The following is a 23,271-nucleotide window of genomic DNA, read 5'->3' as shown; positions in this document are numbered from 1 at the left end:
GTTTTTTTTACTGAGTTTGTAGCTGTCCTGTAACATGGTCATAAAAACCAATTGTTGCATCAGACATCCATCCTTTAATCGGAGTTTTGAGAGTATAAGAGAGAGAGACAGATTCGCCGTTTCTAGCCTCAATTACTTTATAGATATTATAATCAGCTTTGAATGATAATATCCATGGACATATCCTCCATTTGCGATAAGCTCTAAATCTCTCCTTCCCATAAATAATAATAGCCGGAAGCTCCTGATGATGGCAGTCATTAATCAACATGGGAGTAAACGTTAAAGATTGATTGGCTCCTACTGATAGACACCTTATATCAAGGTCTAAGTCAATATGCATACGCCCGTTTTGTTCGATTAACGAGCTTTCACAGATTTCGATGGAACCTAAATCCAATGTGGAATTCCATAGAGAAAGTGTATAAATTAATGAACTAACCATAGGTGTGAAATTTACTTCAAATCAATATTATTAAATTCTATCACTTCTTAAGTGACAGATGAATAAATCAAAAAAATATAAAACACACATAAACAATATATTATAGTGGATAAATATTATTTGTGAAATAAAAAATAACACATTAATCAAACATTCTGGTATGGTGATGAATAGAAGAAATACTTAATGTGCAGAAACAATGTACAATACTATTTAATTGGTTATTAAAAATAAAGACAACAATACTCAAACATTCCAAAACATTTAATAATGAGCAAATTATTATATAAAGAAGAGCATCTTGCATGCTATAATCATCAAAAGGAAGATAAAGCGCCAATAGAAGGTTTAAAAATTAATGCGGCTAATCTCTGGGAAAATATAGCCGAAGAAAGTAAAATTATATTTGTGATAGAGGGTCGTATTAATATCTCTTATGGAGAAGTTACTGATCGAATAGTTGAGTCAAAACAGATGTTTATTCTAAGACAGGGCTATCAGTACAAGGCTTACGTAGAGGAGGATACCTTCATAATGATCTTTCGTATAAGCTCTCAAATCAATTTTTGTGATAGGTTTTCAATACAACAACTGTGCAAAAAAGAGTCTAAAACAGAAGAGGTATTTAACTTATTGGAGGTAAACGACAGATTAAGAGGATTTCTTCATTGGACCTATGTTAATATATCAGATGGGATTAAATGTACTCATTTTTTCGACATTAAGAAACAGGAACTATTCTTCTTATTAAGAGCTTATTACTCTAAAGAAGATTTAGCTCTTCTATTTAGTTCTTTGCTAAATAATGATCAGATCTTTTCAAATTTCATCTATGATAATCATTATAAAGTTAAGAATATCCAGCAATTAGTTGCACTATCAAATTATAGCGTATCTGCTTTTAATAAGCGCTTTAAGAAGAGTTTTGGTATCTCTCCATATAAATGGATGAAAGATCAACGAGCAAAACGTATATTCCACGAAATAAATAATTATACAAAGAACTTTAAAGTTATTAGTGAAGAATATGGATTTTCGTCTCTCTCTCAATTTAATGATTTCTGCAAAGTTCATTTTGGACTTACTCCTGGAGAGATTAGAAAGAAAGACTAGTTGTTGTAATCAGTATTAAATATTTAGCTCATTCTAGAGAATGATTTATATATATACACCTATATATCAAATACTTTAGGGTTAACTCCAAGCCTTTTTTCTAGAGCTAAAATGCTTAATAGTTTATACAAAAACTTATATTTTGTGTATAAATGTCAAAATTGTGAATTAAACGAGCGAAAATTATAAATGGTGTTAGTCCAATTCGAACTAAGTTTGTGTCGGTTTATTTTTCTAAGACTAAAAAGTTCCCCTCTATTCCGTCACTTAAGAAGTGATGGATAAAAAAACACATCAAAAACGCCTATATATCAAATACTTAAAAAAAATATCTTAAAGCGGTAAAATTTCTACTCTTTTAATAAGGTCAATAATTCTAGACCCAGATAAAAAATCTAGATTAAAAAAGTTAGAGCCTTCCTGAAAAAAGGAAAAATCTACCGGATGATATAAATGTTGCGATGTTCTACTGCAAAAGTATGAGGAGTTTATTGATAAAAACGAATCGGATCATGGAACAAAAAACACTTAAAGTTTCTCTTTTCGACGAATAACAGCCTCCAAGTCTCGAAAAGAGGAATAATAAACTAACAAAACTCCATTTTCTCTGAATAGACACACATCATGACAAATCAAAAAGTATCATGAAGAAAAAATGAGATTTTAGGGATATCGTTAAATATCAAAATAGTAAAGGGTAGTATGATAATAATCTGGGCTTTCAAATAGATGAATTCTTCAATCGAAACATATGCTTATAAGATGGTATTAATCGCCTCTTTTTGTTCGTTAAAATACTCAGCCCTATGCACATCTCCACTTCGAGAAATCAATGTAGATGAACGCTTTAATGAGTCTAACCAGTCTTTATGCACTTTGCAAACCTGATCTTTAAGAGAATGAATCGAACCAAAAGAAAATACACGCAAAATAGATAATTCGAAATCACTACATTCCAGATAAGTGTATGACGATTCGAAATTCATATTAGATAGATAGAAGAACACCTCTTTACCTCCATTCCAAATACCGGAAGCTGCAACCGACTCTAAATTGGTTAGAAGATCAATTAACTCAATCTTTATCTGCTGAACCTCAGCTTTTGTTAATAAATTCAGCCTCGAAAAGAAATCAACATCCCTAGCCAGAGAGACAAATATATTTCGAGCCAAAACAAAAGATGAGCTATCGATAAAACGACTTTCCTGAATAAATAATTTATGGATATCTGAGACTCTAGTAGGAAAAGAAAATTGCGAAAATTGTGTTGTGTTTTCAAATCCCTCCATTTGATAAAGCCATTTATACCAATAAAATTTAGATATCAAATCGTATTGTGTATAAAAAGAAAGCGGAATAACATTATATGCAGAATAGCACTTGGAGTTAGAATATAATTGTAATCGGCGAAAAGTCTGTATATAGTTATCAATAAAACGACAGTAATCATCCAGTATATCAGACCTTTGTATAAGGTTCAAATTAAAAACAGCCTTATCCTCACTCTTCATCCCGATAATATGATCTAATGAAATATTTAAATCCCTAGAGATGAGTGCCGACTCTTCAATATCAAAAGATACTGTACCTCTCAGACGGCGATAAACAGCTTCTTTACCTAATGATAATAAGTCCATCAGATATATCGCTACATTCGTTTTGTCAGGAAGTGCATCTTTAATGGCGCTTACTAAGTTTTCGCTGAATTTCTGATTCATGTTTTCAGATATAGGAAGAGAGGGTGCAACTTTATATATATGCATTTTGAAAGCTGTTGATACACCAACCAGCTTCAAAACACATTTAAAGTCAATTTTTCTTCTTTTATTTCCCCTTTTATTCTACAGCCACAAAGATATACGAAGTTAACTAATGGAAATCTCCCGTTTTGTGGAATTTTAAGAATTGAATGTTCTATTTTCAACATTCCTCAAAAAAAATGTCTCGAAAAGAGGAATAATATTATCCAAGAGAAACATTATTCCCTTATACATTACATTAAAAAAAACACCATAGGTCATTTCGAAGACGAATTTCGTAAAAGCCAAGCCAAGGCATCATCATACGAATCATAAAATTGTATTTAACAACTCTCTTTGTTCGTTAAAATACTCAGCCCGATGTACATCTCCACTTCTAGAGATCAGTGTAGAAGATCTTTTGAGTGAATTTATCCATTCTTTATGCACTTTACAGACTTCAGGTTTTAGCGAATTAATTGAACCAAAAGAAAAAACCCTAAAAATAGACAATTCGAAATCACTACACTCCAAATAAGTATATGATGATTCAAAATCAATATTAGATAAATAAAAAGATATATTACTATTGACATTCAAAGTACCAGCAGCCGTAATTGACTCTAAATTACAGATCATATCAATAAGCTCTTCTTTTATTTGCTGAGTTTCAATTTTAGTGAGAACGTTTAATCTCGAAAAGAGAGCTATATCCTTAGCTAAAGATGTAAACATATTTCTGGATAAAATAAAAGAACCACTACGGATAAAGCGATTTTCATTCAGAAACTCTTCATGAGTATCCAATACATTCTGAGGGATAACAAATTGAGCGAACTTTAATGTACTATCAAAACCTCTCATCTGATATGCCCATTTATACAAACAGAACTTTGATATCAAAGCATATTGAATATAAAACGGACAAGGAATAGAGCTACAGGCTGATTGCCATTTAGAATCGGCATAGGGTTTAATCTTTCGTAATGCCTGTATATAAGTTCTCATAGATGCACAATAGTCATCCATCATATTGGGAGTCTGAATAAGATTAAGATTAAAAATTGCTTTCTCGGCGCTTCTCATCCCAACAATCTGATCCAGAGATATATTAAGATCTTTGGAGATAAGTGCCGACTCTTCTATATTAAAAGACACAGTACCTCTCAAACGGCGATATACAGCTTCTTTTCCCAAGGATAATAAGTCCATCAGGTACAAAGCCACATTCGTTTTTTCCGGAAGTGCACTTTTAATGGCACTTACCAGATTTTCATTCAATTTTCGATTCATTACCTAGTGTTAAGTCTGCTTTACAATCCTATTTAGGTTTCACATAATTATTAGATTAATCCTCTTACAGAAAACCGGTCAACTTTATCTTGAATTGCCTATCGAAGCCATTATCCGAGCATTTGCACGATCAAGAACAGAGCGTTCAAAAGATGCCAGATAAGTATAAGTTGTTTTTTCATTTGCATGCCCCAACCCTTCACTGATAACCCATAAGGGTAGATTTTCACTTTTTGCAATAGTAGCCCATGAATGTCGGGTAACATGTGTTGTCAGTTTCTTATTTACTTTAGCAAGTAGAGCTAATTTTTTCAAACGTAAATTTTGCAGACGAAGTGCGCTTTCATATTGTATCCGCGTAGATTTTGAATTATCCTTTATTATAGGAAAGACATAAGGAGTCTCTTCAATTTGCGAAGAATAACGATCTATAATCTTCTGCATAGGAGGAGTAACCTTAACTTCAATCAATTGCCCTGTTTTTTTCCGAAAATAGGCAAGAACACCTTTCTCTATATTTTCTTTTCTTAAATAGGCCAAATCAACAAAAGGCATACCTCTCGCATAGAAACAAAATAAAAAAATATCTAGTGCAAAACGAAGTCCCAAGTTCGAGGTTTTATCTCCCAGAATATTTTTATTTTCAATAAAGATCAGATTGTTTAGAGAGTTTATCTCTTGTTTATTCAATGCTCGTTTACGAGTAATTTGAACCCCTGTATATACTTGACGAAAAGGATCTTCCGCACACAATTCAATACATCGATCACGTACGGCACGATAATAAATAGCACGCAGATTACGCATATAGAATGAAATTGTATTAAGACTTTTACCATCCTCCTTCAAAAAGGACTCATAATTTTTAATCAAGCGGGCATTAATATCTCCTAACGATAAATCTTTTTCTCCGTTATACTTTATCAACGACTTAACAGCAGAACGATACGCTTTCGCCGTACGCTCTTGTCCTCCAGAGTGTAACTTATTGGCTTGTTGCTCCACATACAAGCTCAGCAGATTGACTGTGTCTTTCAACCTATAGCCTGCTAAAATATCCTCTAACGTATAAGAGCCTTGATCATGTAGACGTTTAATTGTCTGGACCAAAAACTCTTTATCTGACTGTATTTTATTATCGATTTCATGAAGATACTTTAACCTAAATGAATCAGCCCTGTCAAAATTGATACATCGGTTCAAAGTATCCCATTCTTGAGGGTAAAGGCGATATGGCATTGTTACAGTAGCTGATTTCCGTTCATGAATTACACGAACATATAAACTTCCTTCACAATGCGTACCTTTTGTAGACGCTCTGTAATTGAGAGTAAATGAGGACATATTACTATATATAAGTTATTATTTCTGCTTGAACAGGAGACATTTCGCCCAATACCAAATAAAAGAATACTTCATAGAAGTTATACTGTCAGTTATTCCACTTCAATTATAACAAAGCTAATGTTAAACCCATTTAGACCGGGAGAGTTAAATAGTTTTTAATTACTTCTTTATGAGCTTTTCTTGATTGATTTTCCTAAAATGAAAAGATATGTTTAGTGCAATACATAAATACTTTTCATTATATAAAGTGAGCAGCAAAGATACAATGGAGATTGAATATTATTATACTTTTAGACGACACCAAAACGTTAATTCGCAATCATGGAAAGATACAATTCTATTTATCAAATATATAGTAATCAAGAAAAAACTCAAAATAATCAATAAAAAATAAAAAACGGCGGAAAATATCTTAAATTCACACTCCAATTTATCATATGGACAAACCAAACTATTAATATTTAATCGACACAAAATCTCAGTACGATATATTATATTTGTAAGTATCTAATAATTAAACATAATACTTAAACTATTATCGATGAAAAAGTACGCTTATCTGTTACTCCTTACGGTTCTTTTCACGTCAGTACTACAGGCTGAAGTTAGATTGCCTCATATATTTTCGGATAACATGATCCTCCAAAGGGACAAAGTTCTAAAAATATGGGGATGGGCTGATAAAAATGAAAAAGTCAAAATAGAAATTCTAGGACAAATTAAAAATGCTAAAACCGATAAATCGGGTTATTGGTATGTAAATCTCGATCCGATCCCTTACGGAGGGCCTTACCAAATGAAAATACAAGGGGCTAACAATACGATAACCTTAAACAATATTCTAATTGGAGATATTTGGTTATGCAGTGGGCAATCTAATATGGAAATGCCTGTAAATGGTTGGGGACAAGTATACAACTACGAAAAAGAAATAAAAGACGCCGATTATCCTTTAATCAGAGCCTTTAATGTAGAAAAAGCCATGAGCATGACACCTAATTCTGATTTTGAAGGCAAATGGCAGGTTTGTTCGCCCGAAACGGTTTCTAATTTTTCGGCTACAGCTTATTTCTTTGCCCGTAAATTGAACAGAGAACTTAATATTCCTATCGGTATAATCAATTCATCGTGGGGAGGAACTGATATAGAAACATGGATAAGCTCGGATTCTTTCAACAAGTTACCCGATAATTTCAAAGAGCGATACACTGACATGAAAGGCATAGACCTCGCTAAATTTGCACAGGAGAACGAAAGTAAAAAGAAAGACTATTTAACAGCCTTAGCAAACGATCCAGGTATAAAGGAAGAATGGTTTAAACCTTCATATGCAACTACAAATTGGAAAAAAATGCAGATACCACAAGAGTGGGGACAAACAGAGCTTGCTTCGATAGACGGTATTGTATGGTTCAGATATAATTTCACTTTACCCGAAACTGCTATTGGCAAAGCTGCGACAATACATCTGGGTCCTGTGGATGATGACGATGTTTCATGGATTAATGGCACTAAAATAGGTGAAACAGTGGGATATGGCATTCCTCGTATATATGATATCGAAAAAGGCGTGTTGAAAAATGGTATAAATACTTTAACCGTAAAAGTGGTAGATCATAGTGGAGGTGGTGGACTCTTCGGTTTGCCTGAAGATTTATATATAGAAGTAAACAGCATTAGATATCCTTTGGCGGGAGAATGGGAATACAAACCATCGGTTACCAACAAAGAGTTCGGTTATATTGATTTCTCCCCCAATGCTTATCCATCCTTACTTTACAACGCAATGATAAACCCCATAACTCCCTTATCTATAAAAGGATCGATATGGTATCAGGGCGAAAACAATGCCAATGCCGCTTACAATTATCGTACCCTCTTCCCTACCCTTATCAATGACTGGAGAGGTAAATGGGGATATCAGTTTCCTTTCTATTGGGTACAACTGGCTAATTATATGGCAAAAGATACCCAACCCGAGGATAGTAAATGGGCTGAGTTACGTGAAGCTCAAGACATGACTCTTTCGTTGCCAAATACAGGTCAGGCAGTAATTACAGATATAGGTGATGGAGCTGATATCCATCCTCGTAACAAACAGGATGTAGGATTGCGCTTAGCACTGATTGCTCTGAATAAAGATTATGGAAAGAGTGACATCGTTTATTCGGGACCTACATTCAAAAAAATGGAAATATCAGGAGATAAAGCAATCATCTATTTTGACAACATAGGTAAGGGATTATCTGTAAAAAGTAAATATGGATACGTCGAAGGTTTTGCAATTGCGGGAGCTGATAATAAATTTGTATGGGCTAAAGCTTATTTAGATGGCGATAAAGTAATAGTGACAAGTGATAAAATAACTAATCCGGCTGCTGTAAGATATTCATGGTCAAACAATCCTGACGTGAATCTTTTCAATAGCGAAGGTTTATCTGCCGCACCATTTAGAACTGATAAATAGGATGATCTTATTATACATAGAAAAGACCGACATATTATATACGTCGGTCTTTTCTATGTATAGATGTAAGTTGTAGCCTTATTTTATTTTCAGACTCCTTCTTTTATCAATTTGTCTCATTACGGCTTTTTCAATTTCTACAATAACAAATACTGCAAAGCCAAGAGTAAACGGATATATCCAATCCTCCAAAGTCAAAGGATTAGTGCCAAACACATCATTCATAAATGGCAGATAAGTAATACTTAACTGAAGAATTATCAATAAAGCCGATACTACAAATACGGCTTTGTTCGTAAAGAAATCTTTATTAAATGCAAAACCTCTAATGCTTCGGCTATTGAATAAATGGAACATCTGAGCAATTACGATAGTTTGCAAAGTGATTGTCCTTACAATTTCCTCAGCAACACCGTGAGCTAACAAGTTTATAGTCATCCAAAGAGTTCCACCACCAATAAGAACCGATACAAATAATATTCGCCAAATAAAATATCCGCTTAACAAGGGCGTTTGAGGCGAACGTGGAGGACGCTTCATTGCTCCCGGCTCAATTCTCTCAAAGGCAAGTGCCAATGAAACGGTTACCGATGTTACCATATTAACCCACAGAATCTGAACAGGTGTCAAAGGCATCATTGTGCCAAATAAAATACTTGCAATGATAAGAAAGCTTTCTGCTCCATTAGTCGGCAAGATAAATAAGATAGTTTTTTTCAAATTATCATATACCCTTCGTCCTTCCTCAACGGCAGCCACTATCGTATTGAAATTATCGTCTGCCAACACCATTTCCGAAGCATCCTTGGTCACCTCTGTACCTTTGATCCCCATGGCAATACCAACATCAGCTTTTTTCAGGGCAGGTGCATCATTCACCCCGTCACCCGTCATAGCACAAATAGTACCTCTGGCTTGTAAAGCTTTTACCAATTTCAATTTATGTTCGGGACTTGTACGGGCAAAAATATCGTATTCCTGAGCGACAACTTCAAGTTCGGCATCGCTCATTTTTTCAAGGTCTTTTCCTTGTAAAGCTTTAGTACCATCGCCAATACCCATCTCTTTTCCGATAGTTTTTGCTGTATCAACATGGTCACCTGTAATCATTTTGACGGTAATTCCTGCTTCGGCACACAACCGTATAGCTTCTACTGCTTCTTCACGTGGAGGGTCTATAATTCCGGCAAGACCAAGAAAAACAATACCATCGTGAATATCTTCGTGTTCGATATCAGTTACACTCTTATCTACTATTTTGTAGGCTGCACCGATAATACGCTGACCTTTTTGAGCTAGCTCTGTAATCTTACTCTCCCAATAACGGCGATCAAAATTTTGCTCTCCGGCTTTGGATTTTTCTTTTTCAGCCATATCCAGAAGCCTGTCGGGAGCACCTTTAATATAGATAATATTGTGATCAACATTCTCAATAAGGGTAGCCATATATTTATATTCCGAATCGAAAGGAATAGTTGACTTTCGTTCAACGGGACTATGATCAACATCTGCTTTTTGGTATAGAGTTATTAAAGCTCCTTCAGTAGGATCTCCTTTTACAAACCAATGATCGTGTTCGTCTTTTCCTAAAGATGCCTCATTGCAAATATTGAAACAGTTGATTAGTTCTTCCAATATAGGCTCGGAATTAAAATCAACCTTTTTACCATTGCTCAACACATCTCCTGTTGGAGCATAACCGGTACCTGTAACGGTAAATTGACCGTCGCGTATATCAACAGTTTTTACAGTCATTTCATTTTTAGTAAGTGTACCTGTTTTATCTGAACAAATAACAGATACTGCTCCTAATGTTTCTACCGACGGGAGTGTACGGACAATTGCATTTCGTCGAGCCATATTCTGAACTCCTATTGCCAAAATAATCGAAAGTATGGCGGGCAAACCTTCGGGAATAGCTGCTACTGCAAGCCCGATAACCGACATAAGCAATTCGCCTGAATCGTAATAGCGGAAGAAATACCCGAACAAATAAATTACAAATGCAATGCCGACAATTATTATAGATACCGATTTTCCAAACTTAGCTGTTTGTTTAAGCAAAGGAGTTGTAATCTCCTCAACCTCGGATATCATCTCATTGATTTTACCTATTTCGGTATCTTTTCCTGTGGCTATTACAACACCTACGCCTGTACCTGCACTAACGGTAGTACTCGAAAAAGCCATATTGATTCTATCTCCCAACATCGTATCAAGAGGTAAAGCTCCAACTTTCTTCTCAGAAGGAACAGATTCTCCCGTCAAAGGAGATTCTTCTATTTTTAAATTATCGGCTCTCAACAAACGCAAATCGGCAGGAACTTTATCTCCGGGACTTAACAAAACGATGTCGCCCGCAGTCAAATAAGAAGCATCAATCTCGGATCTGACTCCCTTTCGTATTACCTGCGCTTTAAGAGATAGCATCTTTTTGATATCTTCTAATGCCTTCTCGGCTTTATTCTCCTGAAAATATCCGATTGATGCATTCACAATAGCAACCAGCAAAATAACTGCGGTATCAACATAATGTCCCAATACGGCAGTAACTATTGCTGCGACAAAAAGCACATATATCAATATATCATTAAAATGTTTCAGAAAACGTATTAATTTGCTTTCTCTTTTCTTTTCGGGAAGTACATTTTCGCCAAATTGTTGTAGTCGTTGGGTAGCCTCACTGTCCGATAATCCGGCAGAAATATCCGATTCCAAGGTGTCTATAACATCAGTACTTTCGATAGAATACCATTCTCTTTTAGTATGAATATAATCTTTCCTCATAAAATAGGTTGTTTCAATATGAAACAATAAAAATTACCTATTGTTTATTACTCCTCTATCAAAAAATATAAAGGTGTCTCATTATTGTTACATAGATTATATAATAAGAAAAATATAATGAGGGTGATATAATGAGATTTGAGGTATTAATACCTGAAACCCATAAATGAAAAATTTGTATGAAACATTACACTGAATCCACAGACAAACAGTTTGCTAAAGAAATTATTGAAAGTGCTCCCCAACAAAGCAAGGCGTGGCTAAGCTTCGATAAAGAAGTACATGACGTCCAAACTAGTATTCCGGCTAAATACAAAGAACTAATATCCATCGGAATAGCTTTAACGACACAATGCCCATATTGCATAGAAGTTCACACTTTAAAAGCAAAAGAAATAGGAATAACTCAAGAAGAACTCTCGGAAACAATCATGATTGCAGCTGCATTACGATCGGGTGCAGCAGTCGGATATGGATTATTATCAATGAAATTTTTCAAAGACACTGAAGAGTAAAGGTAAAGCTCAAAAAGGGAACGATCAAGTCATTCTCTTTTTGAGCTTTTCTTTAATTGCTGAATGCATTTATATTTTTGATTATCGGCAGTGTGTCTATTTTTCCAACCCATAATACCCATTAACGTCTCAATGGATTGATTGTAAAAGAACAATGCTCTTAGAACCTGTTGACAATGTTTGGTTATTTTATTAAGCCACGAATCGACCTTTTCAAATAAGTCAACATCTTCTTCTCGATGAACAAGTAACTCTGCATTATGCAAAGTTTCGTCAAGTTGATCTGTCACAACAAATTTATGATCTCTCAGAACCTTCAACCAAATATTTTTTGAAATAGCAAACAGATAAGTCGATAATGACGACGTCAACACAAAATCGGGATGCTTTACCTTCTCAAATAAAACAATAATTGCTTCCTGAAAAACATCTTGTGCATCTTCATCATTACCTCTATTTTGTTTTATATAAGAAGCAATTACAGGAAAATATCTCATATACAATATTTCATAAGCATCCTTATTATTACATTGTAGTTCGTTTATTAAACTTAAATCAGAAAAATTATTCATTATACACCTATTTAATCCAGTTTAATACCATATTAGATAAGATTATCACCCACATTACAATAAAAGAATAGAAGTTGTTCGAATTTTTGCAGATATATTTAAATACTAATTAAACAAACTATGCCCGACAAAGATATAATAGAAAAATAAAATCATAATCATAATATTTTACGATACTTACAATGAATAACCTCAAAGAAATTGTACATTTGAGATTAATAAAAGATTACGTTTATGAGAGAAAGTCAAGACTTAAAATTAGCAGTTCTTATTGATGCCGATAATATACCTTATTCAAATATAAAAGGTATGCTCGATGAAATTGCTAAAATAGGTGTACCTACTATCAAAAGAATATATGGAGACTGGACTAAACCAACTGTCTCGGGATGGAAGCAACCGTTACTGGAACATGCCATAACTCCCATACAACAATACAGTTACACCACTGGAAAGAACGCAACCGACTCAGCCATGATTATTGATGCCATGGATATACTTCACTCCGATAAAGTAGATGGCTTTTGTCTCGTTTCGAGTGATAGCGATTTTACCAGATTAGCTGTGAGATTACGAGAATCGAGTATGCTGGTTATTGGGATCGGCGAGAAAAAAACGCCAAAACCGTTTATTGTAGCTTGCGACAAGTTTATTTATATCGAAATAATCGGAAATTCTGAGGCTGAAACATCCGATACGCAACAAGATTCAGCATCTTCAAATCAGTCTAAATCTGATAAAGATTCTAATATCGAACCTATTAATAAGAAACTGATACAGCTGCTTAAAACTACAGTTCAGGATTTAGCCGATGATGATGGATGGGCTTTTCTTGGGGATATGGGTAATCTGATTATTAAAAAGAGACCCGATTTTGATCCTCGAAATTATGGCTACCCCAAACTTACTCCTATGATAAAGTCGCTGAACAAAGTCTTTGATATAGATGTTAGAGTTGCCGACAAGAAACATATTAAACATATATACGTTAAGATTAAAGAATAATCGGAGTCGGAAATTAATCTATTTGTAGAATCAACAGAAAACTAATATTGCAGATAAAATAATGAAACGCTCTTTCTTGATTTTTTAATTACTTACTGCCTACGTATATTCTTCCTCCACCAAGGAAGATACAAGAAGAGTGTACCGACAATCGGAACCAACACTATCACCTTCTGATAATATAGGGATAGCATTAGCTTATACATTTTAACTCTGTTTTTAATTTTGAGGAATATCTTTAGAGAATAAAGTACAATTATGAAAATATATTATACAATTATCTTTTTCTGTCTGTCCTTTGGAATTTGCCTGTCAGCATGTAGCAATACGGATAAACAAACTCAAGCAACAACTGAGCAAAAAAAAGAACGCAAATTCAGAATGCCTATAGTTCCTGATGAACTGGTTGTTCCACTAGACAGAGCAAATTATCTGGTGAAACACTATTGGGATAATTTTGACTTCACCGATACCGCATATATCCATTTGCCAAGTATTACAGAGCAAGCCATGGCTGATTATATTGAGATCTTGCCTCATGCTGATAAAGATACAGCCTATGCCTCAATAAAAAGCACCTTAATAAAGGCTGAGACAGATAATAAAATGCACAGCTATTTTCTGGATATATATAATAAATACCTTTATGATCCGAATTCTCCTTTACGAAACGAAGAGTTTTACATCCCTGTATTAAATTATATTATAGAGTCCGGCAAAACTAATGAGACGGATAAAGAGCGTGCTGATTTTAAACTGAAAATGTTATTAAAAAACAGAATCGGAGATAAAGCAACTGACTTTACATATACTTTAGCCTCTGGGAAAACAGGCAGGCTATATGATATAAAAAGCGAATACACGATTGTTTTATTCTATAATCCCGATTGCCATGCTTGTGCAGAGCTGATTGAAGCAATTAAGGCTTCGAATGTTATTAATGAAGGTCTACAAAACAAATCTCTTTCTATACTTTCATTTTATCCGGATGCTGATTTAGAAATTTGGAAAAAACATATGAATGATATTCCTCCTTTATGGATAAACGGATATGATAAAAATCAAATTGTACAAAACAAAAAGGTTTACGATTTAAAAGCAATACCCACACTTTATTTACTTGATGCCAATAAACAAGTTATATTAAAAGATGTCGATTTTTATGTTCTTCAAAAATGGCTATCCGAAAATAATACTACAATTATTTCTCGTTAATTTCTATTGTACAAAAACGCCGTAATTGTGGTGTCAGACTCATTAGCAATCTTACACGAATCAAAACATGGCTCAATTTAGGGTCATCGGAACTTGTCTATTTTTGTTAAATAATTGTTTATCTGATTATTATTGAGTATATTCACAAAAAACCAGCCTGAGAAGGTTATTTTATTTATTTACTTATAAATATAGTGTGAATATGGAAACTAAAAAAAGAACGCCGCTCAAGGGTAAAGAGGGCGCAATTAATCGTTCTGAACGTGTGAGAGCAAATGACCTTGTAAGTCAAATGTTAGAAGAGCATAAGAAAAGAATGGGCGATGTTGTTTGTGTAGTAGTTGATAGTAGAACATCAATTGAACTTCCTGCTAGTTTAACGCCAGAACAGCGAAACGAGCATGTGAAGAATTATATAAAAAATATGGGTATAAAGCCAATCAAGTAGCTTTAATATAAGACACAAAAAAATAGACCTATTAAAATCCCACCATTTTCTAGAGGAAAAATGGTGGGATTTTTTTACTATTAATCTTGGTACTGCATATTAATAGTATAACATAAAAGAAAAAAGCTGCTCCTAAAGAGCAGCTTTTCATATTAATTCAGAACTACAGAAACTTATTTAGACTTTACTGTTGTATTTACAATTGTTGCAGGGGGAAAACTTGCAAACATTTTAGAGACGTATTTTGCGATCTTTTCATCAGCATTACGTCCGAAGTTTTTATCAACATCGCGGTTACCTGCTGCATGCCATACCAAAGTATTAGTTCTTGCATCAATCAAGTCAACCAATAACGATCCTTTATGATAAATATCTACATTGTGCTGAGTGCGGGCTACACTTGATCCGGTCATCATCATAGGACCACCCCACATATAAGGACGATGGAAACCACCCATTCCCATTCCGCCCATACCCATTCCCATACCCATACCGGTAGTCATGGTAGTACTGGAATGTGACTCTCTTGATTCAACAAAAGCAAGGCTATTTACCCATAGATCAGGAGTTGCAGATTCGGTTAAACCACGTTCGATAAGTGCGGCTTTTATAGCTTCATAGATACGATTTCTATTTAGTTGGCTAATAGTTTGAGCTTCGGCATCCAACTTATAAATTCCAAATGTTTTATACTTCGAAAAGTCAACGCTACGATCATAGTCTGTCGACACTGTCAATGATGACTTACACGAAGCAAACATCAATGCGCTAAATAATACTAGCGAAAAAAGTCTTAAAGTTCTCATAATTTTATAATTTAATTTCGATATGTCCAATGCTAGATAAAGTTTTCGTATTATGTTAACAAGAAATAGCTCTATATTGTTTTATAATTTTCACTTTTCGAGTTAACTAAGCCAAATCGCTCATTTCATATCACACTTTATAACATTATTTATGAAAACAATGTTCACTGGATTTTAAGCAATTAAAAAGATTACGATAAAGCTCTGAAAGAAGTCTTCGAACCTAAGATGTTCTCATTTTACAGCAACAATAGATAGAAAATACTCTATTCATATAAAAAAATAAGAGCTTATAGTGTGTTTAACTTTAAGCTCCTACTCTTTACTAGAAAATATATGTAATAATATAATTTACTTATAGATAAAACAATATTAAATCAGCTTAGGCATTTTTTATCTTTTCGAGATCAAGTTTTCTCATCTCCATAAATACACTCATTATTTTTTCGGCTTTAACCGGATCTTTCATTAATTCAGAAAGCATAGATGGTACTATTTGCCACGAAAGTCCGTATTTATCCTTAAGCCATCCGCAATAGCTTTCTTCTCCCCCATCACCGGTAAGTTTGTCCCAGTAATAGTCTATTTCTTGTTGACTATCACAAAATACTTGCAACGATATTGACTCATTGAATTGAAAAACAGGACCTCCGTTTAATGCAGTAAGAGACTGCCCGTTTATCTCAAATTCGATGGTCAATACTGCCCCCTCTTTCTTATGATGGATATCAAATCCTTCTTTGCCATAATAACTCACTCCTTCAACTTTTGAATCTCTAAAAATCGAAGTATAGAATTTTACAGCTTCTTCGGCTTGATTATCAAACCAAAGGCATGGTCTAATTTTATTTTTCATCTTTTCGGCAATTGAAGCTCTACATATTTTTGAAAATTATCCAGAATAGCTTGCCAACCTTGTCGTTGCATTTCTATGGAATTAATATCTTCGGCTTCGAAAGATTCTATAACTTGAACTTTGTTATTTACCTCTATAAAAGTTATTTTAGTCTTCCGACCGTCTTCAAGCGTATAATTTATCTCTTGTTTATCAATTATATCACTATAAACACCTCCAAAGTCGAACCCCATAGAAGCATCTTTAGCTTCCATCCTATAACTGAATTTACCCCCTTTTCTCAAATCATTACTAGCTTCAGTCGTATGCCAGTCATCGGAAGCATTATTCCATTTAATTATATCAGCGGGGGTAGTCCAGCATTTCCAAACAGTATCTATCGATACATCAACAAGCACTTGTACAGTGACTATGTCTCTATGTTTTGCCATTCTGAAATCATTTTAAGTATTAAATAGAAAGAATTCTAGAAGTTATTAATCATAATTATCGAAACATTTTACTGATTATGTATCAGGGCGTATTGTATACGCCCCGACCTGACTAAGATATTCGAATAAATCCTTCCTTTTAATTAATTATTATTTAAGGGAATGTATTCCTATACAATTTTCTTCAGTATCCAGAACTAGTGAGATAAAACCATATTCGCCAATCGAAAATTTGGGTTTCAGAATTTTTCCTCCGGCAACCTCTACCCTCTTTTGTTCAATTTCACAATCGTAAGAAGAAAAATATACTATTGTACTATTTCCGCCGGGTTCCATACCCTCCATCTTTACCAATGCTCCGGAAGCGTTGGGTGCATCTTCATCCATTTCGAAAACAACCATCTTTATATCCGAATCATCAGGAGCTGGTATCTCATACAGTTCACGCTCAAACACTTTTTCGTAAAACTTTTTTGCACGTTCTAAATCTCTAACATAAATTTCGAACCAGCCTACAGGATTTGTTATCTTTTTCATACGGTTACTTTTTATCAGTATTCTGTTCTACATTAATCATCCAGTTTATTCCAAACCGATCAGTAAACATTCCAAAATAAGCATTCCAGAAAGTATCGCCCATAGGCACACCTATAGTACCACCTTTTGATAATGCTCCAAATACTCTATCGGCTTCTTCTTTTGTTTCAATTTGAAGGGATAAAGAAATATTATTCCCGATAACCAGATCAGGGCCTCCACAGCTCCCCTCCATATTATCACTTCCAAAAAGCATAAAATCATTATTTATAGGCAGAGCCACATGCATAATTCTATTAGCATATTCCGGAGATATTGCAGGTTGTCCTTCCAATGGAGGCATATCCGCAAAACGACCTATATAAGTAAATTCTTTTCCAAATACAGATTTATAAAAATTGAATGCCTCTTCACAATTACCCTCAAAAGTCAGGTATGGTTGAATTGCTGTTGCCATAATTTTTTAATTTTAATAGATAACTAATTAAGTAAATAAAATATTGATTAACAATCTGCCTCAATTTGTCTCAGCAGATCCAGATATTCATAATTGTTAGAGAAATAAACGGATAAGTTCACCTCGACAACAAAATATAAAGGACTCTAAGTCCTTATCCTTCAAGAAAATTACTTAACCATTTCTCTAATATTTCGTTCCAGCCTTTAATATAATTCTCTTTTGTGAATCCATCTCCTGCATCGGAGAAATTTTCGACTCCTTCGTGAATCAGTGTCACCTTTGTTGCTTTGCCTACAGGTTCTAATGCCCAGGTTAAAACGGATCGACCTTTACTATGTCCCGGATGTGTCCACGTATGTCGAAGCTTTTTATTGGGAATAACTTCCAATATTTCAAAATGATGGTGATATAAATTCCCACCATCTTCGACGTCAAAATCAAAAGTCTTTCCTTCTTCGGCAATAAAGCCTTTGATATCAAAGTACCACTCTTCCATTTTACCCTTATCCGTTAGAGCCTCCCAGACTTTTGCCACAGGAGCTGCATAGATTTGTTCTATTATAATCGGTAAATTATCCATAATCCTAAATTTATTTATTTTAAAAATATTTTTTTCAATCAGTTGAGATTTACGCATCAAAGCGTCTCTCTGCTTTATCAAGTATAACAAATACAAGCTTTTACAGTTTATAAAAACATTATTAAATACTCCTAATTATTTATATAACATATATACAGATATAAAAGTATAATGGGAAATGACTTTTTTTAGTTATATTTTTTTATTATCCGATTAAACCTTTTCACATTAAACTTGTCTAACATTATGCATTAGTTATATGTATATTCATAACTAATTAAACAACAGAAAGTATTTAATGTCACATTTTAAGGCTATAACTACCATTTTTCGGTATACTTAGATGGACAACAAATAGGTCTGAGACCTTATATTTCAGAACATCACCCCATGAATAAAAAAGCTAAAATAGCACTCATTATCGTAATCGTTTTGATAATTGCCGGTATGGCTTTTTATCCCAGTATCAAAAATATGCTACCTCTCAAAGAAAAAGATTCTCAGGAACAAAGAGGTAATACAAGTGGCAGAGGACAGGGTTCGCTCAATGTAAATGCCATGGTACTTAAATTTCAAAATCTGGATGATGTTTTCAAAACAAAAGGTGTATTAATTCCTGATGAAGAAGTCGATTTATCTTTTGAAACCTCCGGAAAAATTACCGCTATTTATTTCAAGGAAGGAAGTGCTGTCAAAAAAGGCGATTTGCTTGCCAAAGTAAACGACACTCCATTACAGGCTGAGCTCAAAAAACTCGAAGCTCAAAAACCTCTTGCCGAAGATCGTGTTTTTCGTCAAAAATCATTATTGGCAAAAGATGCTGTTAGCCAAGAAGCATACGAATCGGTAAATACCGAGCTGGGTAAATTAAATGCTGATATTGAATTAGTCAAAGCAAAAATTGCTCAGACTGAATTAAGAGCTCCTTTTACCGGTATTATCGGACTTCGCTTCGTGAGTGAAGGTGCTTACGCTACTTCAGCTACCATTATTTCGAAATTGACCAAAATAACTCCTCTTAAAATTGAGTTTTCGGTTAATGAACGACAAGCCAACGATATAAAACCGGGAACTGTTCTTTTCTTCACATTAGATAATGATTTAAATAAATATCAAGCCTCAGTATATGCCATCGAATCTAATCTCGACAAGCAAACCCTGACTTTAAAGGCACGTGCTATTTATCAGAATGCAGGCGGAAAACTAAAACCCGGTCATTCTGCTAATATCGAAATAAAATTACAAGAGATAAAAAATACGCTGGTCATACCCAGCATTTCTACTGTTGCCGAAATGGGACGTGATATCGCTTACATTTACAAAGACGGGAAAGCTCATCAGGTAGAGATAAAAAAAGGTATGCGAACAGCCTCTTCGATACAAATACTTGACGGACTCGCTTTAGGAGATACTTTATTAACAAGTGGTGTAATGCAATTACGAGATGGTATGCCGATTACTCTTGACAATATAAATTAAGGTCGCCGAACTTTTTTTATTATTCCAATCAAGCATAACAATAACTGTCACAACATTGAAAAACGTTCTATTACTTAAGTTTATCAACTTATGACTATTTCAGAATTAAGTATACGACGCCCTGTGCTATCCACCGTATTTGTACTGATTATATTCCTTTTAGGTATGATTGGTTATACTTACCTTGGAGTTCGGGAATATCCCAATATAGACAACCCTATTATCACGGTTAGTGTATCTTATCCGGGGGCAAATGCCGAAATCATAGAAAGCCAGATAACCGAACCATTGGAGCAAAACATCAATGGTATTCCCGGTATCCGTTCACTAGTAAGTAGCAGTAGCCAAGGCTCTAGCAACATTACTGTTGAATTTGAGTTGAGTGTAGACCTTGAAACGGCCGCCAATGATGTGCGCGACAAAGTATCAAGAGCACAAAGATATTTACCTCGCGACTGTGACCCTCCAACTGTATCAAAAGCTGATGCTGATGCAAATCCGATTATCCAGATTACTGTTCAAAGTGCCAAACGGTCATTATTGGAACTGAGCGAAATTGCCGAACTTACCATAAAAGAACGTTTACAAACTATACCGAATGTTAGTGCTGTCGAAATATGGGGACAACATCGTTACTCGATGCGTTTATGGCTCGACCCTGTAAAAATGGCTGCCTATGGTATTACTCCTATGGATGTAAAGAGTGCCATTGACAAAGAAAATGTAGAACTGCCATCGGGAAGTATAGAGGGCGACAAGATAGAACTCTCTATCCGTACACTCGGATTGATGGAGACTCCCGAAGAGTTCAACAGTCTGGTTGTAAAAGAAGATAACTACAATGTTGTTCGTTTTGGGAATATCGGTAATGCCGAATTGGGAACCGAAAACCCAAGGAATATTATGAAAAAAAACGGCATCCCAATGGTGAGTGTCGTTATAATTCCTCAGCCCGGAGCCAATCAAATAGAAATCTCCGATGAAACAATGATCCGGCTGGAACAAATGCAAAAAGATTTACCCGATGATGTACAGTTAGGTATTGCCTTTGATAACACCAAGTTTATTCGAACTTCTATTTTTGAAGTGGAAGAAACTATTTACATAGCATTCCTGCTCGTAGTACTTATTATATTTCTTTTCCTACGCGATTGGCGTGTTACGCTAGTGCCTTGTGTGGTGATTCCTATTTCATTGATTGGTGCTTTCTTCGTTATGTACGTTGCCGGATATTCTATCAATGTATTATCTATGTTAGCCGTAGTATTGGCGGTAGGACTCGTTGTAGACGATGCTATTGTGGTCACGGAGAATATTTATCTGAAGATTGAAGAGGGAATGTCTCCCTTAGAGGCAGGGATAGAAGGTTCAAAAGAAATACTTTTTGCTGTAATCTCAACCACCATAACTTTAGTTGCCGTATTCTTCCCTATCGTATTTCTCGAAGGTATGACAGGACGTTTATTCCGAGAATTCAGTATGGTTATAGCCGGTTCGGTTCTTATATCTTCGTTCGTAGCATTAACCTTCACTCCTATGCTGGCAACCAAGCTTCTAAAAAGAAACGATAAACCCGGATGGTTTTACCGAGTTACCGACCCTTTTTTTAAAGGATTGAATTCAGTATACAGTAAAGGACTACATTACTTTCTTACAAACAAGCTACTTGTATGGCCTATTATAATAGTGACATTTATCGGAATCGTCTTTCTTGCTAAAAATATACCATCGGAGATGGCTCCTTTGGAAGATCGGTCGCAAATATCGATACGGGTAAGTGGTCCTGAAGGTGCGACCTATGAATTTTACAGAGATTATATCGAAAAAGTATCTCAAACGGTAGATTCCATAGCCCCCGAAAGACTTTCGAATATAATGCGGGTTAGAAGCGGCGGCGGAAATATAACAGTAGTATTGCCTGATATAAAAGATCGGGAGAGAAGTCAAATGCAAATAGCCGACGCTCTTTCGCCTGTACTTCGTAAAGAGACAGAGGCCAGAGCCTTTGTGCAGCAACAATCTACTTTTGGAGGCAGACGTACCAGTATGCCTATTCAATATGTTTTGCAAGCGCCTAATATTGCAAAACTGGAAGAGTTCATTCCCCAATTTATGCAAAAGGTAAACGAGAGTCCTTTATTCCAGATGGCTGACGTAAACCTCAAATTTACAAAACCCGAAACCCGTATTAAGATAGATCGTGACAAGGCAGCCTTACTAGGTGTCAGCACACGAGATATCGGACAAACGCTACAATATGCTTTGAGTGGTCAGCGTATGGGCTACTTCTATATGAATGGTAAGCAGTATCAGATACTAGGCGAAATAAACCGTCAACAGCGTAACACTCCATTGGATCTAAAATCTATCTACCTCAAGAATCTAAACGGGGATATGATTCAATTGGATAATCTTGTCGAGCTGGAAGAAAGTGTAGCTCCACCACAACTATATCGTTACAATCGTTTTAACTCGGCTACCGTATCTGCGGGACTGGCTCCGGGAGTTACCATCGGCGAAGGATTGAATGAGATGGATCGTATCGCAAAGACAACTTTAGATGAGAGTTTTCGTACAGCTTTGGCAGGAGACTCCAAAGATTTCAGGGAAAGTTCGTCGAGTTTGATGTTTGCCTTTCTATTGGCTATTGTTCTTATTTTCTTAATATTGGCAGCCCAGTTCGAAAGTTTCAAAGATCCTTTGGTTATTATGCTTACCGTTCCGCTAGCTATTGCAGGTGCATTACTATTTATGTACATCTGGGGAATAACGATGAATATATTCAGCCAGATAGGTATTATTATGCTTATCGGGTTGGTAGCTAAAAACGGTATTCTTATAGTTGAATTTGCTAATCAGCGTCAGGAAACAGGCATGAGCAGACTCGAAGCTATTCAAGGGGCATCGGTACAACGCCTCCGTCCTATCTTAATGACCAGTTTTGCAACTATACTAGGTCTATTACCGCTAGTGTTGGCTACTGCCGAAGGTTCGAACGGAAGGATTGCCATGGGTATTGCCGTAATCGGAGGGATGACTATATCCACATTTCTCACAGTATTTATTGTACCGGTAATGTATTTGTATATATCTACCGACAGAGAAAAAAAGGCTCAAAAGAAACAACAAAAGGAACAGAAATCGTAAGATCTCGATAAAATTCAATTTGCAATATC

The 23,271-nt window shown here is 35.1% G+C and carries 20 protein-coding genes; 8 read left to right on the top strand and 12 right to left on the bottom strand.

Annotated elements, in window-relative coordinates; genetic code table 11:
• Window positions 1-7 precede the first annotated feature (7 nt).
• Window positions 8-445 carry a DUF3868 domain-containing protein gene (locus G7051_RS10380; RefSeq protein ID WP_166114729.1) on the bottom strand — a complete coding sequence of 146 codons (438 nt, stop codon included), beginning with the start codon at window positions 443-445 and terminating at the stop codon, window positions 8-10.
• A 270-nt stretch (window positions 446-715) separates the two neighbouring features.
• Between G7051_RS10380 and G7051_RS10375 the strand changes: the two genes are divergently transcribed.
• Window positions 716-1,558 carry a helix-turn-helix transcriptional regulator gene (locus G7051_RS10375; RefSeq protein WP_166200084.1) on the top strand — a complete coding sequence of 281 codons (843 nt, stop codon included), beginning with the start codon at window positions 716-718 and terminating at the stop codon, window positions 1,556-1,558.
• 755 nt (window positions 1,559-2,313) lie between these two features.
• Here G7051_RS10375 and G7051_RS10370 read toward each other — a convergent pair.
• The 3 genes from G7051_RS10370 to G7051_RS10360 form a co-directional block, all read right to left on the bottom strand.
• A complete protein-coding gene (locus tag G7051_RS10370) occupies window positions 2,314-3,321 on the bottom strand; it encodes a hypothetical protein (RefSeq protein ID WP_166200082.1) in 1,008 nt (335 codons plus the stop codon).
• A gap of 306 nt (window positions 3,322-3,627) precedes the next feature.
• Entirely contained in the window at window positions 3,628-4,590 is a 963-nt protein-coding gene (locus G7051_RS10365; protein WP_166200080.1) for a hypothetical protein, read from the bottom strand.
• A gap of 84 nt (window positions 4,591-4,674) precedes the next feature.
• Window positions 4,675-5,934: a site-specific integrase gene (locus G7051_RS10360; RefSeq protein WP_166200078.1), complete on the bottom strand. Its 1,260-nt coding sequence runs from the start codon at window positions 5,932-5,934 to the stop codon at window positions 4,675-4,677.
• A gap of 544 nt (window positions 5,935-6,478) precedes the next feature.
• Between G7051_RS10360 and G7051_RS10355 the strand changes: the two genes are divergently transcribed.
• A complete protein-coding gene (locus G7051_RS10355; protein ID WP_166200076.1) occupies window positions 6,479-8,404 on the top strand; it encodes a sialate O-acetylesterase in 1,926 nt (641 codons plus the stop codon).
• A 78-nt stretch (window positions 8,405-8,482) separates the two neighbouring features.
• Here G7051_RS10355 and G7051_RS10350 read toward each other — a convergent pair whose 3' ends face one another.
• Entirely contained in the window at window positions 8,483-11,191 is a 2,709-nt protein-coding gene (locus G7051_RS10350) for a cation-transporting P-type ATPase (RefSeq protein WP_166200074.1), read from the bottom strand.
• A 179-nt stretch (window positions 11,192-11,370) separates the two neighbouring features.
• Between G7051_RS10350 and G7051_RS10345 the strand changes: the two genes are divergently transcribed.
• Complete coding sequence (locus G7051_RS10345) at window positions 11,371-11,706, top strand: carboxymuconolactone decarboxylase family protein (RefSeq protein ID WP_166200072.1); 336 nt, start codon at window positions 11,371-11,373, stop codon at window positions 11,704-11,706.
• A gap of 29 nt (window positions 11,707-11,735) precedes the next feature.
• On the opposite strand, the gene G7051_RS10340 is transcribed toward G7051_RS10345, so the two are convergent.
• Window positions 11,736-12,278, bottom strand: coding sequence for an RNA polymerase sigma factor (locus G7051_RS10340; RefSeq protein WP_166200070.1), 543 nt, complete (start codon window positions 12,276-12,278; stop codon window positions 11,736-11,738).
• 234 nt (window positions 12,279-12,512) lie between these two features.
• Here G7051_RS10340 and G7051_RS10335 point away from each other — a divergent pair, with 234 nt between their 5' ends.
• The 3 genes from G7051_RS10335 to G7051_RS10325 all read left to right on the top strand — a co-directional run bounded on the left by G7051_RS10335 (window position 12,513) and on the right by G7051_RS10325 (window position 14,946).
• A complete protein-coding gene (locus G7051_RS10335; protein ID WP_166114702.1) occupies window positions 12,513-13,283 on the top strand; it encodes an NYN domain-containing protein in 771 nt (256 codons plus the stop codon).
• Between the two features lie 258 nt (window positions 13,284-13,541).
• Window positions 13,542-14,498, top strand: coding sequence for a DUF5106 domain-containing protein (locus G7051_RS10330; RefSeq protein ID WP_166200068.1), 957 nt, complete (start codon window positions 13,542-13,544; stop codon window positions 14,496-14,498).
• A gap of 202 nt (window positions 14,499-14,700) precedes the next feature.
• On the top strand, window positions 14,701-14,946 hold the full coding sequence (locus G7051_RS10325; RefSeq protein WP_166114699.1) for a hypothetical protein: 246 nt from the start codon (window positions 14,701-14,703) through the stop codon (window positions 14,944-14,946).
• Between the two features lie 173 nt (window positions 14,947-15,119).
• Here the strand turns inward: G7051_RS10325 and G7051_RS10320 are convergent, their stop codons facing one another.
• The 6 genes from G7051_RS10320 to G7051_RS10295 form a co-directional block, all read right to left on the bottom strand.
• Window positions 15,120-15,752, bottom strand: coding sequence for a DUF4136 domain-containing protein (locus G7051_RS10320; RefSeq protein ID WP_166114698.1), 633 nt, complete (start codon window positions 15,750-15,752; stop codon window positions 15,120-15,122).
• A gap of 382 nt (window positions 15,753-16,134) precedes the next feature.
• Entirely contained in the window at window positions 16,135-16,608 is a 474-nt protein-coding gene (locus G7051_RS10315) for a VOC family protein (RefSeq protein WP_166200066.1), read from the bottom strand.
• The gene (locus tag G7051_RS10310; protein WP_166200064.1) at window positions 16,605-17,039 is read right to left on the bottom strand and encodes an SRPBCC family protein; all 435 of its coding nucleotides are present in this window, start codon (window positions 17,037-17,039) and stop codon (window positions 16,605-16,607) included. Before G7051_RS10310 ends, G7051_RS10315 begins: the two co-directional genes overlap by 4 nt.
• 150 nt (window positions 17,040-17,189) lie before the next feature.
• The gene (locus tag G7051_RS10305) at window positions 17,190-17,576 is read right to left on the bottom strand and encodes a VOC family protein (protein WP_166200062.1); all 387 of its coding nucleotides are present in this window, start codon (window positions 17,574-17,576) and stop codon (window positions 17,190-17,192) included.
• Window positions 17,577-17,580: 4 nt separating this feature from the next.
• Window positions 17,581-18,033 carry a VOC family protein gene (locus tag G7051_RS10300; protein ID WP_166200060.1) on the bottom strand — a complete coding sequence of 151 codons (453 nt, stop codon included), beginning with the start codon at window positions 18,031-18,033 and terminating at the stop codon, window positions 17,581-17,583.
• A 154-nt stretch (window positions 18,034-18,187) separates the two neighbouring features.
• On the bottom strand, window positions 18,188-18,616 hold the full coding sequence (locus tag G7051_RS10295; protein ID WP_166200058.1) for an SRPBCC domain-containing protein: 429 nt from the start codon (window positions 18,614-18,616) through the stop codon (window positions 18,188-18,190).
• A 390-nt stretch (window positions 18,617-19,006) separates the two neighbouring features.
• On the opposite strand from G7051_RS10295, the gene G7051_RS10290 reads away from it, so the two are divergent.
• A complete protein-coding gene (locus G7051_RS10290) occupies window positions 19,007-20,095 on the top strand; it encodes an efflux RND transporter periplasmic adaptor subunit (RefSeq protein WP_166200056.1) in 1,089 nt (362 codons plus the stop codon).
• 90 nt (window positions 20,096-20,185) lie between these two features.
• The gene (locus G7051_RS10285) at window positions 20,186-23,242 is read left to right on the top strand and encodes an efflux RND transporter permease subunit (RefSeq protein ID WP_166200054.1); all 3,057 of its coding nucleotides are present in this window, start codon (window positions 20,186-20,188) and stop codon (window positions 23,240-23,242) included.
• Window positions 23,243-23,271 lie beyond the last annotated feature (29 nt).

Origin of the sequence: Dysgonomonas sp. HDW5B, from assembly GCF_011299335.1 — a bacterium.
Classification (GTDB): Bacteria; Bacteroidota; Bacteroidia; order Bacteroidales; family Dysgonomonadaceae; genus Dysgonomonas_A.
The sequence above is the reverse complement of the archived record's forward strand: the minus strand, read 5'-3'. Positions and strand labels throughout refer to the sequence as shown.